Origin of the sequence: Actinoplanes sp. NPDC051411 (assembly GCF_040682075.1) — a bacterium.
Lineage (GTDB): Bacteria > Actinomycetota > Actinomycetes > Mycobacteriales > Micromonosporaceae > Actinoplanes.
Genome location: NZ_JBFBAD010000029.1, coordinates 35,414 through 49,439, shown reverse-complemented (window position 1 = coordinate 49,439; position 14,026 = coordinate 35,414). Strand labels below are relative to the sequence as shown.

The 14,026-nt window shown below is 70.0% G+C and carries 17 protein-coding genes; 13 read left to right on the top strand and 4 right to left on the bottom strand.

The window, feature by feature from the left end; genetic code table 11:
- The first annotated feature begins 79 nt into the window (after window positions 1-79).
- The 8 genes from AB0M88_RS18140 (at window position 80) to AB0M88_RS18105 (ending at window position 7,403) form a co-directional block, all read left to right on the top strand.
- Window positions 80-586, top strand: coding sequence for a flavin reductase family protein (locus tag AB0M88_RS18140; protein ID WP_364102839.1), 507 nt, complete (start codon window positions 80-82; stop codon window positions 584-586).
- A 174-nt stretch (window positions 587-760) separates the two neighbouring features.
- Window positions 761-1,105: a DUF485 domain-containing protein gene (locus AB0M88_RS18135; RefSeq protein WP_364102836.1), complete on the top strand. Its 345-nt coding sequence runs from the start codon at window positions 761-763 to the stop codon at window positions 1,103-1,105.
- Entirely contained in the window at window positions 1,105-2,778 is a 1,674-nt protein-coding gene (locus tag AB0M88_RS18130; RefSeq protein ID WP_364102833.1) for a cation acetate symporter, read from the top strand. The genes AB0M88_RS18135 and AB0M88_RS18130 overlap by 1 nt, the downstream gene beginning before the upstream one ends.
- Window positions 2,779-2,898: 120 nt before the next feature.
- On the top strand, window positions 2,899-4,008 hold the full coding sequence (locus AB0M88_RS18125) for an LCP family protein (RefSeq protein WP_364102830.1): 1,110 nt from the start codon (window positions 2,899-2,901) through the stop codon (window positions 4,006-4,008).
- 23 nt (window positions 4,009-4,031) lie between these two features.
- A complete protein-coding gene (locus AB0M88_RS18120) occupies window positions 4,032-4,367 on the top strand; it encodes a rhodanese-like domain-containing protein (RefSeq protein ID WP_364102827.1) in 336 nt (111 codons plus the stop codon).
- The gene (locus AB0M88_RS18115; protein WP_364102824.1) at window positions 4,364-5,149 is read left to right on the top strand and encodes a glycerophosphodiester phosphodiesterase family protein; all 786 of its coding nucleotides are present in this window, start codon (window positions 4,364-4,366) and stop codon (window positions 5,147-5,149) included. The genes AB0M88_RS18120 and AB0M88_RS18115 overlap by 4 nt, the downstream gene beginning before the upstream one ends.
- A gap of 84 nt (window positions 5,150-5,233) precedes the next feature.
- On the top strand, window positions 5,234-6,442 hold the full coding sequence (locus tag AB0M88_RS18110; protein WP_364102821.1) for a HAMP domain-containing sensor histidine kinase: 1,209 nt from the start codon (window positions 5,234-5,236) through the stop codon (window positions 6,440-6,442).
- Window positions 6,443-6,494: 52 nt separating this feature from the next.
- Window positions 6,495-7,403: a DUF5926 family protein gene (locus AB0M88_RS18105; protein WP_364102818.1), complete on the top strand. Its 909-nt coding sequence runs from the start codon at window positions 6,495-6,497 to the stop codon at window positions 7,401-7,403.
- On the opposite strand, the gene AB0M88_RS18100 is transcribed toward AB0M88_RS18105, so the two are convergent.
- Window positions 7,389-8,600, bottom strand: a complete 1,212-nt coding sequence (locus AB0M88_RS18100) for an arginine deiminase (RefSeq protein WP_364102960.1) — start codon at window positions 8,598-8,600, stop codon at window positions 7,389-7,391. The genes AB0M88_RS18105 and AB0M88_RS18100 overlap by 15 nt on opposite strands.
- Before the next feature lie 427 nt (window positions 8,601-9,027).
- Between AB0M88_RS18100 and AB0M88_RS18095 the strand changes: the two genes are divergently transcribed.
- The 5 genes from AB0M88_RS18095 (at window position 9,028) to pheA (ending at window position 12,323) form a co-directional block, all read left to right on the top strand.
- A complete protein-coding gene (locus AB0M88_RS18095) occupies window positions 9,028-9,642 on the top strand; it encodes a hypothetical protein (protein WP_364102815.1) in 615 nt (204 codons plus the stop codon).
- Window positions 9,643-9,734: 92 nt separating this feature from the next.
- Complete coding sequence (locus AB0M88_RS18090; protein WP_364102812.1) at window positions 9,735-10,196, top strand: hypothetical protein; 462 nt, start codon at window positions 9,735-9,737, stop codon at window positions 10,194-10,196.
- 76 nt (window positions 10,197-10,272) lie between these two features.
- Window positions 10,273-10,662 (top strand): ACT domain-containing protein, encoded by a 390-nt coding sequence (locus AB0M88_RS18085; RefSeq protein WP_364102810.1) that lies wholly within the window; start codon window positions 10,273-10,275, stop codon window positions 10,660-10,662.
- 34 nt (window positions 10,663-10,696) lie between these two features.
- The gene (locus AB0M88_RS18080) at window positions 10,697-11,326 is read left to right on the top strand and encodes a hypothetical protein (protein WP_364102807.1); all 630 of its coding nucleotides are present in this window, start codon (window positions 10,697-10,699) and stop codon (window positions 11,324-11,326) included.
- 49 nt (window positions 11,327-11,375) lie between these two features.
- Window positions 11,376-12,323: a prephenate dehydratase gene (gene pheA / locus AB0M88_RS18075; RefSeq protein ID WP_364102804.1), complete on the top strand. Its 948-nt coding sequence runs from the start codon at window positions 11,376-11,378 to the stop codon at window positions 12,321-12,323.
- Window positions 12,324-12,331: 8 nt separating this feature from the next.
- Here pheA and AB0M88_RS18070 read toward each other — a convergent pair whose 3' ends face one another.
- The 3 genes from AB0M88_RS18070 to AB0M88_RS18060 all read right to left on the bottom strand — a co-directional run bounded on the left by AB0M88_RS18070 (window position 12,332) and on the right by AB0M88_RS18060 (window position 13,974).
- Window positions 12,332-13,072, bottom strand: a complete 741-nt coding sequence (locus tag AB0M88_RS18070) for an AIM24 family protein (protein WP_364102801.1) — start codon at window positions 13,070-13,072, stop codon at window positions 12,332-12,334.
- Window positions 13,073-13,130: 58 nt separating this feature from the next.
- Window positions 13,131-13,478, bottom strand: coding sequence for a metallopeptidase family protein (locus AB0M88_RS18065; RefSeq protein WP_364102957.1), 348 nt, complete (start codon window positions 13,476-13,478; stop codon window positions 13,131-13,133).
- A 64-nt stretch (window positions 13,479-13,542) separates the two neighbouring features.
- Window positions 13,543-13,974, bottom strand: coding sequence for an OsmC family protein (locus AB0M88_RS18060; RefSeq protein ID WP_364102798.1), 432 nt, complete (start codon window positions 13,972-13,974; stop codon window positions 13,543-13,545).
- Window positions 13,975-14,026 lie beyond the last annotated feature (52 nt).

The window sequence follows — 14,026 nt, the reverse complement described above, 5'->3', positions numbered from 1 at the left end:
CCCACCGATCTATGTGCACGGATAGTGCAATACAGCATCTGCAATCAGCGTCCCCCGTTAAGGGGACACAATGGCGGACGTGACGATCCACACCAGCGACCCTTTCGCCACACCCGAGGGCGACAAGTCGGACGTACGCCGTCTGCGCGGCCGTCTCGCCGCGCCGGTGACCCTCTGGACCTCGCCGCGGCGCAAGGGCCTCACCGTCTCCTCGATCCTGGTCGCCGACGGTGAACCGGGCCGCGTCCTCGGGCTGATCGACGAGGAGGCCGACTTCTGGGAGGCGACGGCGGAAGCCGGGCGATTCGCCGTGACCCCGCTGACCCCGGCCGATCAGCAGCTGGCCGACCGGTTCGCCGGACTGACGCCCGCGCCGGGCGGCCTCTTCGCGACCGGTGACTGGACGTCGACTCCCTACGGACCCGTCCCGGCGCACATCGGCACGTGGGCCGGCTGCCGCCTGGAGAGCCACCGGCGGTGCGGCTGGGCGCTGCTGGTGGAGGCGGTCATCGAGACCGTCACGATGGGCCCGGAGCCGGCTCCCCTGGTCCACTACCGCGGCCGATATCGGAACGTGACCGTTTAACGACCGACCGCTGACCCGCTCGGCGCAGCGAGAAAGCCGCTGGGCGCAGCCACCGACCGGAGTCTTAGCTAGAGACCCATCTATCCATACGTTGCCGGGAAAGTCCGCGCCCACACATGAGGGTGGTGAGTCCCGGTGACGACCGAAGTACCCGAAGTTCCCGAAGTGCCAGAAGTGCCCGCGTCCTCGGACGACAGATATCGAGCTACCCAGGATTCCCCCGACTTCGCCAAGCTGCGGACGACGCTCCGCAACTTCGTCTTCCCGATGACGGTGGCGTTCTTCCTCTGGTACCTGCTCTACGTGCTGCTCTCCGCGTACGCGCGCGGGTTCATGGGCGCCAAGGTGGTCGGCAACATCAACGTGGCCCTGATCTTCGGGCTGCTGCAGTTCGTGTCCACGTTCCTGATCGCCTGGTACTACTCGCGCTACGCCGCCCAGAAGATCGATCCGCTCGCGGACGCCATCAAAGCCGGACTGGACCGCAAGTCCGGCCTCGACGGAGAGGCGGTGAAGTGATGCACACCCACTTCCTGGCCGCCGAGGGGACCACGTCCACCTCGCGCACCCTGACCATCGTCCTGTTCCTGATCTTCGTGGCGATCACCCTGGCGATCACCATCTGGGCGAGCCGGCAGACCCGTACCGCAACCGACTTCTACGCCGGTGGCCGGCAGTTCTCGGGCTGGCAGAACGGCATGGCGATCGGCGGCGACTACATGTCGGCGGCCTCGTTCCTCGGCATCGCCGGCCTGATCGCCCTGTACGGCTACGACGGCTTCCTCTACTCGATCGGCTTCCTGGTCGCCTGGCTCGTCGCGCTGCTGCTGGTGGCCGAGTTCCTGCGCAACTCGGGCCGCTACACGATGGCCGACGTGCTGGCCTTCCGGATGCGTCAGCGCCCGGTCCGTACCGCCGCCAGCGTCTCCACCATCGTCGTGTCGATCTTCTATCTGATCGCCCAGATGGTCGGCGCCGGCGCCCTGGTCTCCCTGCTGCTCGGGATCAAGGGTGACGACACGTTCCTGGGCCTGACCGCCGGCGCGGCCAAGGTCTGGACGATCATCCTGGTCGGCGCCCTCATGATCGTCTACGTGGTGGTCGGCGGCATGAAGGGCACCACGTACGTCCAGATCACCAAGGCGTTCATGCTGATGATCGGCGCCTTCCTGATGACCGTGCTGGTGCTGGCGCACTACAAGTTCAACCTGTCGTCGCTGCTCGGTGACGCGGCCGCCCAGTCCGGCAAGGGTTCCGCCTTCCTCGAACCCGGCCTGCGCTACGGCGTCGAGAAGGCCAGCTCGCTGGACACCTTCTACAGCAAGATGGACCTGCTCTCGCTCGGCATCGCCCTGGTCCTCGGCACGGCTGGCCTTCCGCACATCCTGACCCGGTTCTACACCGTGCCGACCGCCCGGGTGGCCCGCAAGAGCGTGCTCTGGGCGATCGGCATCATCGGCGTCTTCTACCTGATGACCCTGGCCCTCGGCTTCGGCGCGGCGGCTCTGGTCGGCGGCAAGGCGATCACCGCGCAGGACAAGGCCGGCAACACCGCCGCGCCCCAACTGGCCCAGGAACTCGGGCACCGCTACCTGGGCGGCGACACCGGCGGTTCGATCTTCCTGGCCGTGATCGCCGCGGTCGCCTTCGCCACCATCCTGGCCGTGGTCGCCGGCCTCACGCTGGCGTCGTCGTCGAGCGTGGCGCACGACTTCTACGCCAACGTGATCCGCCGGGGCAACGCCGCCGAGCGGGACGAGGTCAAGGTCGCCCGGATCTCCGCCCTGGTGATCGGCGCGGTCGCGATCGCCCTGTCGATCTTCGCCCAGAGCCTGAACGTGGCCTTCCTGGTCGCGCTCGCGTTCGCGGTCGCCGCGTCGGCCAACCTGCCGGCGATCATCTACAGCCTGTTCTGGCGCCGGTTCAACACCTCGGGCGCGCTCTGGTCGATCTACGGCGGCCTGATCGTCTCGGTGGTGCTGGTCTTCTTCTCGCCGGTCGTCTCCGGCGCCGAGACGGCCATGTTCCCGGCCCACGACTGGCACTGGTTCCCGCTGTCCAACCCGGGCATCATCTCGATCCCGGTCGGCTTCCTGTGCGGCTGGATCGGCGCCAGGATCTCGAAGGAGGACGACACCGCGAAGTACGCCGAACTGGAGGTCCGCAGCCTGACCGGATTTGGCGCTCACTGACCGTTGTTTACTCAGCGTGAAGGGGGGAGTACTGCTGCCAACCCCCCTTCTACTCCCCCCTTTGTGCCGAGCCGGTGTCGATGACCGGGCAGGGTGGGCTCGCGTACGTAACCTGGTCTTATGTCAGCACCCACGTCCCCTTACGGCAGTTCGTCCGGTCGAGCCTCGATCCCGTCGTCCGGCCGGGCGGGCGTGCCGGCGGGTGGTTCACCCGGCCCCTACCGGCCCGGCAAGGAATACAAGCCGCGGCTGAGGCCCAAGTGGGGCCGGATCGCTCTCCTGGCCGGCATCGCGGTTGTCGTGATCGGCCTGATCGCCGGCATCTCGCTCTACAGCTACGCGTCGAACCTCGACGACGGGCTGAAGCGGACCGACGCGTTCTCGTCACTCACCGGCGAGCGGCCGAAAGCGCTGGTCGACGGCGCGCAGAACATCCTGCTGCTGGGCAGCGACTCGCGCGACCCGGACACCAACGACGGTGCGGCGAACGCGTGGCGCAGCGACACGATCATCCTGATGCACGTGCCGAAGGACCACAAAACGGCTCAGCTCGTCTCGATCCCCCGCGACACCTGGGTGACCGTGCCCAAGAGCGACAGCGCACCCTGCGACCAGGGCAGTCGGGCCAAGATCAACGCGTCGTTCGCCTTCGGCGGTCTCCCCCGGGCGGTGCACACGGTCGAGTGCCTGACCGGCGTGCACGTCGACAACGTCGTGGCGATCGACTTCGGCGGCTTCAAGGATGTGGTCAACGCGATCGGCGGCGTCGACCTCTACGTCGACCAGACCATCACCTCGATCCACAAGCCGCACCGGGTGTTCAAAAAGGGCATGATGCACATGAACGGCGACCAGGCGCTCGACTGGGTGCGGCAGCGCTACCAGTTCGCCCGCGGCGACTTCGCCCGCGAGGAGCACCAGCAGCAGTTCCTGAAGGCCCTGATGGCGAAGGCGTCGAGCAGCGGCGTGCTGACCAACCCGAGCAAGCTCAACGGCTTCCTCAAGTCGGTCACCAAGGCGGTCACGGTCGACAAGGACTTCTCGCTGACCGACGCGGCGGTGAAGTTCCACAGTCTCCGCGCCGGCGATCTGACGTTCATCACCATGCCCAACAAGGGCAGCGCCAACGTCGACGGCCAGTCGGTCGTGCTCTCGGACCGGGACAAGGCGCTGGCCCTGTTCAACGCCGTGAAGAACGACCAGATGAGTCCCTACATCAAGAAGAGCTGACACCGACCCCGTAGGCTGAAACCGTGTTCGGACCGCAAGTACCCAGCGTCGCCCCCGCCGACGTCCCCGCCGATGCCTACCTGCTCGACGTGCGCGAGCCCGACGAGTGGGCGGCCGGCCACGCGCCGGACGCCCACCACGTACCGATGATGGAGATCCCGGCCCGCATGGCCGAGGTCCCGACCGACGTCGACGTGGTCGTGGTCTGCCGCTCCGGCGGCCGCTCCGGTCAGGTCGTCTCCTACCTGCTCGGCAACGGGTGGGACAACGTGCGCAACCTCGACGGCGGCATGCAGTCGTGGGCCGGCGCCGGCCGCGAAATGACCAGCGAGAACGGACAACCGGCCCGCGTCCTATGAACAGGCCGCTCGTCTTCGCCCACCGCGGTGGGGCCGACGCGCTCCCCGAGCACACGCTCGGGGCCTACCTCCGCGCCCTCGACGAGGGCGCGGACGGCGTCGAGTGCGACGTCCGGCTCACCCGCGACGGGCACCTGGTCTGCTTCCACGACCGCCGGCTCGACCGCACCAGCAACGGGCGCGGCCTGGTCAGCACCAAGACCCTGGCCGAGCTCGACCGGCTCGACTTCGGCTCCTGGCACCCGGGCTACCCGGGCGAGGAGGAGCCGCTGCCCGACCTCACCCGGCTGCTCACCCTCGACCGGCTGCTGGAGGCTCTGCGTGACCGCGGGCGGCCGGTGCGGTTGCTCATCGAGACGAAGCATCCGTCACGCTACGGCGCCGAGGTCGAGCGCCGGCTGGTCGGGCTGCTGCGCCGGCACGGTCTGGCCGATCCCCGGCCCGACTCGCCGGTACAGGTGACCGTGATGTCGTTCGCCGCGCTCGCGCTGCGCCGCGTCCGGGTCCAGGCACCGGGCATCCCGACGGTCTACCTGCTCGAACTGCTGCCGCCGGGGGTCGGGCGCGGCCGGCTGCCGTTCGGCGCGCGCATCGCCGGGCCCCGCGTCGGCCTGGTGCGATCGCGCCCCGGCCTGCTGCCGGCCGTCCGGGCGGCCGGCCACCAGGCGTACGTCTGGACGGTCAACGACGAAGTCGACCTCAAGATGGTGCTCGATCAACAGGTCGACGGTGTGATCACGGACCGGCCGAAGTTCGTGCTCGACCACCTGAACGCCCTGTGACACCCGACACGCCGGAGTGACCGGCGTGCAGTTCTGTGGCGGCCCATCTGCCCAAATCCTCGAAAGCGAGGGACACTCGCAAACATGCCGGACCGTCCCGACTACGCCGCGCTGACCCGCGGTCAGATCGCGATCCTCGACCGGATCAACTCCGGCGAGGCGGGCCTCGCCGTGCTCCAGCAGGTCGTACGCCTGGCCCAGGAGATCCTCGGCGGCCTCGGCGCCGGCTTCGCCGAATACGCTCCCGGCCACGGCCGGGTGGTCGCCGCGACCGGGGTGTGCGAGCACGCGATCGGCCGCCGGGTCTCCCGCGACGACCGCCGCCAGGGTGACCGCACGCGGCTCATCCCACTCGACTCGGTCAACGACGAGTTCGCCCGCCAGATCGAGGGCGCCGACCTGCGGCAGATGCTGGGCGCCCGCTGCGAAGCCGGCGACACGGTCTTCGGCTCCCTGCACGTCTACTTCGGCGCCGGCGCCGGCGACCCGAGCCCTGAGCACCACGCCGTGCTCGAGCTGCTCGCGTCGTACGTCGGGCGCCTCTACTCCCTCGAGTCCGGCCTGCCGGTCTTCGGCGACGCCCGCGAGGCGGCGGCCCGGGTGCACCGCCAGGAAAACCGCGACCTCTGGGTCGCGGTGACCAGCCACGAGCTGCGCACCCCGGTCACCGTCATCAAGGGGTACGCCGACACGCTGACCCACCACTGGGACTCCCTCGGCGACGCGGGCCGCAAGGAGGCCGCGCGCATCATCGGGACCCGGGCCGGCGAACTGGCCCGCCTGGTCGACCGGCTGCTCTCGGCGGCCAGCGAGGACGGCGAGCTGGGCGTCGCCCCGGCCGGCCCGTTCGACCTGGCCGAGGCGTTGCGGGCGGCGGTCGAGGAGCTGCCGGCCGACCTGCGCCGCCGGCTCGTGCTCGACAACCTGCCGGCCGAGCTCCCCAAGGCCTACGGCGAGCGCGACTCGATCGCGACCATCCTGACCGAGCTGACCACCAACGCCGAGAAATACTCGCCCTCCGACACCCCGGTCGAGCTGTGCGCCGGGGCCGACGAGGAGACGCTGCGGTTCCGGGTCTCCGACCGGGGCATCGGCATCCGGCCCGAGCACGTCGAGCGGGCCTTCGAGCGCTACTGGCAGGCCGAGGCGAACGGCGAGGGGCGGGCTCACCCCGGGGCGGGGCTCGGGCTTTATCTCGTACGCCGGCTGGTCGAGCGACAGCAGGGATGGGTGTCCCTGCGCCCCCGGGAGGGTGGCGGCACGACCGCCGAGGTCCGGTTGCCGCGCGCCTGACGACCGTCCTTGATCGAATGCGACACGTCCGGGCGGAGTGTCCCTTTCGACGATGCCTCGCCTAGGCTGTGTCGCCGTGAGCAAGCGCCGGAACCCACGCCAGAACGCCGCCGCCCCCAAGCGCGAAAAGGTGCGCGACATCTTCGTCGCCCGCCCCTTCGAGGGCCTGACCGACGAGACGGAGTGGATCGCGCTGCGCGAGCTGGTGCCGGCCGCGTCCGCGCCGCTCGCCCTCAGGCCCGAGGTGATCGAGGAGTACGGCGATCGCCCGGTCACCCTGTCGACCGTGCTGCCGATGGCCTGGCCGGCGATGACCCGCCAGGACGGCCGCGTGTTCATCGGGCTGCAGCGCCACGTGCAGTCCGGTGACGTCTCCCGCGACCTGGCCGTGGCGATCCTGAGCGCGCTGCGCACCGAGCCCGGCGACACGGTGTCGGTGCCGGCGCTGCCCGGCGAAGGCCCCCGCCTGCAGGACATCCTGGTCGACGGCCCGCTCGACATCACGATGCAGGACGGCTTCGAATACTGGCTGGACGCCGACCAGGCCGACGACCCGAACGTGAAGGCGTCGCTGGAACGGGCCAACGCCTCGATCTATCCGACCGTGCGGTTGTCGGCGGCCCGGGCGGCGTACTGGTGCCGGGTGGCGCCCGACAAGGGCCACGTGCGCTGGGTTCTGCCCGAGGCCGAAGATCAGGGCCTCGACGCGCTGGCCCGGCTCTCCGCGAGCGGCGACCTGCTGCTCGGCGAGGGCACCAAGTTCGCCGGCATGTTCCGGGCCCACGGCCTGCTGGTGCCGGTCTGGGACATCCCGGGCGAGGCCGAGGCGCCCGACTGGGAGGCCCCGCTGGCCGACTTCGCCAAACGCTACGGCGAGACGCTGGCCGAGACCGGCCCGCTCGACGCCGACGCCCGCCGCGCCAAGCAGGGCCTGATCGGCCGCCAGCTAACTTTGCGCTAGTGGCTGGGAGGGCACGCGGTCGACCGGGCAGCTCATGCACCTCGGGCCGCCGCGGCCGCTGCCGAGCTCCGAGCCGCTGATGCGGACCACCTCGATGCCGGCCCGTTCCAGCTGGGCGTTGGTCTCGACGTTGCGCTCGTAGGCGACGCACAGGCGCGGGGCGATGGCGAGCGTGTTGTTGCCGTCGTCCCACTGCTCGCGTTCGGCGGTCACCGGGTCGAGGCCGGTGTCGATGATCCGCAGGCGGTCGATGCCCATGGCCTCGGCCGCCGCGTCGAGGAACGGCCGCGGCCCGCTCGCCCGGGGATGGCCGTCCGGGCCCGGCACGACCGTGAACGCCTGCAGCGCGTGGGCGATGTTCGGGTACATCACCACGGCGTCGACGTCGACCATCGTGCAGACGGTGTCGAGGTGCATGGTCGCCCGCTCCTGGGCGATCGGCACGGCCAGGATGGTGTGGGCCGAGCCGGCCTCGAAGACCCGGCGGGCCAGCCGCTCGGCGCCGGCCGGGGTCGTACGCTCGCCGACCCCGATCGCCACCACGTCGGGCGCGAGCAGCAGCACGTCGCCGCCCTCGAGGTGTTCGAGGCCCGGGTCGAACAGCACGCCGGTGCCGGCGAACCTCGGGTGGTAGCGGTAGATCGCGTTGGTGAGCGTGGTCTCGCGCCGCCGGGCCGGCATGGCCAGGCTGGTGACCGCCACCCGGTCGTGCACCCAGACCGAGGAGTCGCGCGTGAAGAGCAGGTTGGGCAGCGGGTCGATCACGAAGTCGTGGTGGTGCATCATCTCGTAGACCAGGCCGCCGGGGTTGGGCTTGAGCTCCTCGTGGGCGAGCCCGCCGGTGAGGATCTCGGCCAGGCGCAGCGCGTCCTGGTCGTTCAGGAAGTCGGCGACCTTGCTCCGGAGTGTCTCGCCGAGCCGCCGGTCCTCCAGCACCCCGAAGATCAGCTCTTCCCGGGCGTGGGGCACGGTGAGCGTCTCGGCCAGCAACTCAGCGAGGTAAATCACTTCCACGCCGCGAGAGCGGAGCGCCTCGGCGAAAGCGTCGTGTTCCTCCTGGGCCCGGCCGACCCACGGGATGCCGTCGAAGAGCAGCGAGTCGTTGTTCCGCGGGGTGAGTCGGGCCAGCTCAGGGCCCGGCCGATGGAGCATCACGGTCCGCAGGCGGCTGACTTCACTGTCGACGTAGTGCGCCACGACCCGACCGTAGTCCACCGGTCGATCTTCCGATACTCGGTGCGGTCGCTCGATGACGTTCTGACTAGATCATGAGACATCGGTGCGCCGGAGCGAAGGTGAGGCTAACTTGGTTCTTGAACTGGCCGATCGGGGAGAGCAGAAAGTTCGAGATGCGCCATACGCAAGAAGTCGTGGTGCGTGAATGTGGCATTCATCCCCACTCACTCCCCTTTCTTTCTCCTACTGTGTCTTGCTTCTGTATGGGGGCGAGCACGTACGGTAGTGGAAAGAGAGCCCAAGGACCTTTTGCCGGAGGTCGAAAGTGACTGTCTTCTCAGCACGCCCTGCCGCTCTGCCCGCTCCAGGTAAGGCCCTACAACCGCCCGAGCGCCACACCGAGCTCCTGCCAGTCCCCTCGGAGCCTCGGATCACCGCCGTCGACTGGATGCGCCGCCGCCGCGCCGACCGGGACGCCCGTCGTCTCGAGGCCGCCGGAAACCGCGCGCTGACCCGGCTCGACCGCCTCGGACCCAACTGGCACATCGTGGACTGGCCGCGCGCCGAGTCCTCGACCTATGCCGAACCTGACCCGGCCGACGATCGCGCCGGCTTCCTGGCCATCGGCCCGGGCGGGGTCTACGCCGTGACCGTGGCCGACCACGGCCGCGCCCGCGTCCTGATCGCCGGTGACGTCGTGCAGATCAACGGGAAGCGCCCGGCCTACGTCGCCGAGGCACGCCGCGAGGCTCGCCGGGCGGGCAAGGCCCTCTCCGCCGCGGTCGGCCTCAGCGTGCCGGTGACCCCGGTCCTCACCTTCGTCGGGTCGGGCGTGATCAGCGTCCATGGCCTGCCCAAGGAGGTCCTGGTCGCCACCGACAAGGAGCTCGACCGGCTGCTGATCGCCGGTGGCGCGCGCATCTCGCCGGCCACCGCGAGCAAACTCTCAGCCGTGGCCAACAACCCTGCCACCTGGGCCAATGCGCCTTATCGCCCGGCCGGCGACTATCGCTGGTACGGCGACGGACAAACGGCCGCTGACAAGCGCCCAGCTCGCCGGTAACGTTCCTTTGAGTGCAACCTTCGGGTGAGCCGCGGTCCGTTTCTCTCCAGACCGCGGCACCCCGGAGAGCTCGAAGGAGCGAGGAGGAGCGAGTGGCGCACGTCGAGCTCTCACTCTCGGGAGCGTTCGTGCCGCAGGCGCGGACACCGGTCGAGGCCGAGTTCCTGAGCAGTGTCGAGCGGTGGACGTCCACGGTGATGGCCGCAGCCGAACCCTGTCTGATCATCAACACCGAGGGCGCGATCGCCGCCCTGTCGCCCGCCTGCAGCGAGCTGCTGGGTCTGGGCAAACCGGTCGAGGCGATCGGTCAGCACCTCACCGCGGCGATCTCCCTGATCGACTTCACGGCCAACGCGGGCGCCCTCGAGGATCCCGAGGCCGACAAGATCCCGCCGCTGCTGGCCGTCCGCAGCGGGCGGCTGGCCCGCGGTCTCATGCGGGTCGTGCCCGAGCCGGGCGCGGCGCCGTTGACCGTCGACGCCATCTCCACGCCCTTGCTTGACGGCGAGCGGGTTCTCGGCGCATTGACGTTCTTCTCCGCGGTCCGCTACTAGACGCGTCCGGGGTTTGTGGCGCTCACCGCACCGTGCGGGGATTATGCGAAACGCGTCGGAAACGTAGTCTGCCCTCATGCTTGATCTCGACCTGCTGCCGGAGGAGTACGCGGTGTGCCGGCTGCCGGCCGGATCGCCGCTGCCCGCTTCGCTGACCCGGGGGCCGGACGACAAGAGCGTGATCTCCCTGAGCTGGGACCCCGACGAGTTGTCGATCATCTGCCCGAGCGACCGGGTGCCCGCGGACGCGGTCGCCGACACGGCCTGGCGCTGCCTGCGCGTGGTCGGTCCGCTCGATCTCGCGCTCACCGGGGTGCTGGCCTCGCTGATCGGCCCGCTCGCCGACGCCCGAGTCAACATCGTGACGTTCTCGACCTACACGACCGACTACCTTCTGGTGCCGGCCGTGCGCCTGCGCGAGGCGGTCGACACGCTGGTCGCGGCCGGGCACCGCATCGCCACCTGACGGCCGCTCAGCCGGCGGGCCTACCATGTCGGGCGTGTTCCCCCGCACACGACTCACGCCGCTCCTGAGCGTGGCTCTGCTCGCCGGCGGCGTACCGCTGCTGCTCGCCGCCTGCGGCGAACCACCGCAGCCGTTGCCGACCTCCCCGCCCTTCTCCGCGCTGCCGAGCGGGCAGCCGTCCGGAGCCGTGCCGTCGGCGGCCCTCCCGACCGTGACCGGCGCCCCGCTGCCGACCGGCCTCCTGCCGACTCCGGCCTACCCCGGCGTGGGCGGCTATCCGGGCTACGGCGGTTACCCGCCGCCGCCGGTCGCCACCACGACCCCGGCGACCACCAACTCGCCGACGCCGACCCCGTCGCACGCGGCCAAGTGCGCGGGCACCACCCAGCCGACCGCCGCCCAGATGCTCACGCTGATCAAAGGCAAGGCGGGCATCCCCAAGGAGACGCTCAAGGTCTTCGACGGGCCCTACTGCTCGGGCGACTGGTCGCTGGTCGCGGCCGGGGTGGCCAGCAAGCCCCGCGACCAGCAGGATCCGCTGTTCGTGGTCGCGGTCGGCCCGGGCACCGGCCTCCAGCTGGTCGCCGCCGGCTCGGACGTCTGCAACGACCCGCTGCGGAAGGACGCCCCCGCGGGCATCCGGGTGCTCGCCTGCGGCTTCTGACCGGGCCCGCCCGGCCGGAAGCCGGCCGGGCAGGGCCTAGACTTTTGGGATGCCCGGCACGCCACCCACCCGATTCGTCTACCTCGGTCCCGAAGGCACGTTCACCGAGGCGGCGCTGCGCACGATCCCGGCCGCCGAGCACGGCCTGCGCGTTCCGGCCCGCAGCGTGCCCGAGGCGCTCGAGGCGGTGCGCGCGGGCGACGCCGACGCGGCGCTGGTGCCGCTGGAAAACTCGGTCGGCGGCGCGGTGCCGGTCACGCTCGACGAGCTGGCCACCGGCAGCACGCTGATGATCACCCGCGAGGTGCTGCTGCCGGTCGAGTTCGTGCTGGCCGCTCGGCGGCTCACCCCGCTGGCCGAGATCCGCTCGGTGGCGGCGCACCCGCAGGCCTCGGCCCAGTGCCGCAACTGGCTGCTCGCCAACCTGCCCGACGCGACCGTGGTCGACATGCTCTCCAACGCGGCCGCCGCGATCAGCGCGGCCTCGGGCGAGCACGACGCGGCCCTCTGCGCGCCGATCGGGGTGCCGCGTAACGGCCTGACCGTGCTGGCCGAGAAGGTCGCCGATCACGCCGACGCGGTGACCCGCTTCGCGCTGCTGACCCGGCCGGGCCCTCCGGGCCTTCCGACCGGCGACGACGTCACCTCACTCGCCGTCTCGATCCGGCACGACCAGGCGGGCACGCTGGTCGGGGTGCTCACCGAGCTTTCCGTACGCGGTATCAACCTGTCCCGCATCGAGTCCCGCCCGACCGGCGAGCAGCTCGGGACGTACGTCTTCTTCCTCGATTGCTCCGGACATGTCGCCGAACCGCGGCTCGGCGAGGCCCTTCAGGGCCTTCGCCGGATCTGTGCCGAGGTCCGCTTCCTCGGCAGTTATCCGCGGCACCGGCTGACCCGGGAGGCACCGGTGGCGTCGCCGAAGGGGCTGTCCGACACCGACTTCGCCGACTCGGCCGCCTGGTTGGCGCGGATCCGAGCCGGCGAGACCGTCTGATCCTGGGCCTAGTTGCCGAGCAGGTTGCCGAGGATGCCGCCGCCCTGCTGCTGGCCACCGCCCCCGGCACCGGCCAGGCCGTGCGTCGTCTCCTCGGACGGCTGCACGACGACGAAGCCCTGCCCGGCGAAGCTCATCGTGAAGCGCTCGCCGGTGGTGCGGCCGATCAGCGTGCCCAGGCCGAGCTGCTCGGCCCGGTGGAAGCCGGTCTGCAGGTTGGCCGACCAGCAGATCGCGGCCTGCGGGTCGACGTAGGTCGGCTGGTCGACGGTCAGCACGACCGGGGTGCCCTTGGTGGTGACCGCGATCCGGCCATAGCCGGTGAAGACGCAGTTGAACAGGCCGGCGTTGGACATCATGCCGGCGCCGCCGCTGGTCATGCGCACGTCGTACTGCAGGGTCGAGTCGAAGGCGAGCACGTTGGCACCGTTGATCGACAGCGCGTCGCCCTGCTCGAGATCGATCAGGTGGATGTCGGCGGCGCGCTCGGCGAGGAAGACGTCGCCCTGGCCCCGGATCCGCATCAGCGGAACGCCCTCGCCGGTCAGCTTCTGCTTGATGAACTTGCCGATCCCGCCCGAGCCGAGCGCCTCGAACTGGACCTGACCCTGGTAGGCCACCATCGAACCCTGGCGGGCCATGAAATCACCGTTGAGCTCGGCCTTGAGCAGCTTGGAGTTTTGGAGACGCAGGCCGGGCTGGGTCGACTCCTTCTCGAGGTTGTCCTTCGAGAAAAGCTCGCTGCGCATGCACAACCTCCTGAGACGTGTTTCGAACCAGGGTAGGTGGCGCACCCAAAAGTGGTGGTCAGGCCCAGCCCAGCTCGTGCAGCCGGTTGTCGTCGATGCCGAAGTGGTGGGCGATCTCGTGCACCACGGTGATGGCGACCTCGTCGATGACATCGGTCTCGGTCTGACAGACCTTGAGGGTCGGCACGCGGAAGATCGTGATGCGGTCGGGAAGCGCGCCCGAATAGTCCCAGCCGCGGTCGGTCAGGGCGGTTCCCTCGTAGACCCCCAGCAGGTCGTCGCCACCGCCCGGCGGAGAATCTTCCACCAGGAACACCACGTTGTTCATGAGAGAGAGCAGCTCGACCGGCACCTCGTCAAGCGCCTCACCGACCAGTTCCTCGAATCGCTCACGGCTCATCTCCACTGGCACGAACACATTGTGCGCCAAGCGTGCCGGTGCGTGCGCACCGGCACGTTCGGCGGGTCGTTCAGGAAACCAGGGTGGCGGTCAGCGTGACGTTGGTGCCCGGGGAGACCAGCTTGGAGACCGGGCAGTTCACCTTGGCGTCCTCGGCGATCTTCTGGAACGTGCCCTCGTCGACCCCCGGCACGTTGCCCGTGGTCTCGAGCGCGATGCTGGTGATCGCGAAGCCGGAGTCGGTCTTCTCGAGCTTCACCCGGGCGGTCGTGTCGACCGAGGTGGGCACGAAACCGGCCTGGGAGAGCGCGTTCGCGAAGGCCATCGAGAAACAGCCGGCGTGCGCGGCGCCGATGAGCTCCTCGGGGTTGGTCCCCTCGCCCTCCTCGAAGCGCGACTTGAAGGAGTAGTTGCCCTGAAGACCACCCCTGCCGGTCTTCATCCAGCCGGAACCCTCGGGGAGGTTCCCTTCCCAGCGCGCAGTAGCAGTGTTGATAGGCATAACCGAAACGCTAGTCCATCGCGGTGTGGCTGGTCGGCCGACCAGGGCACGG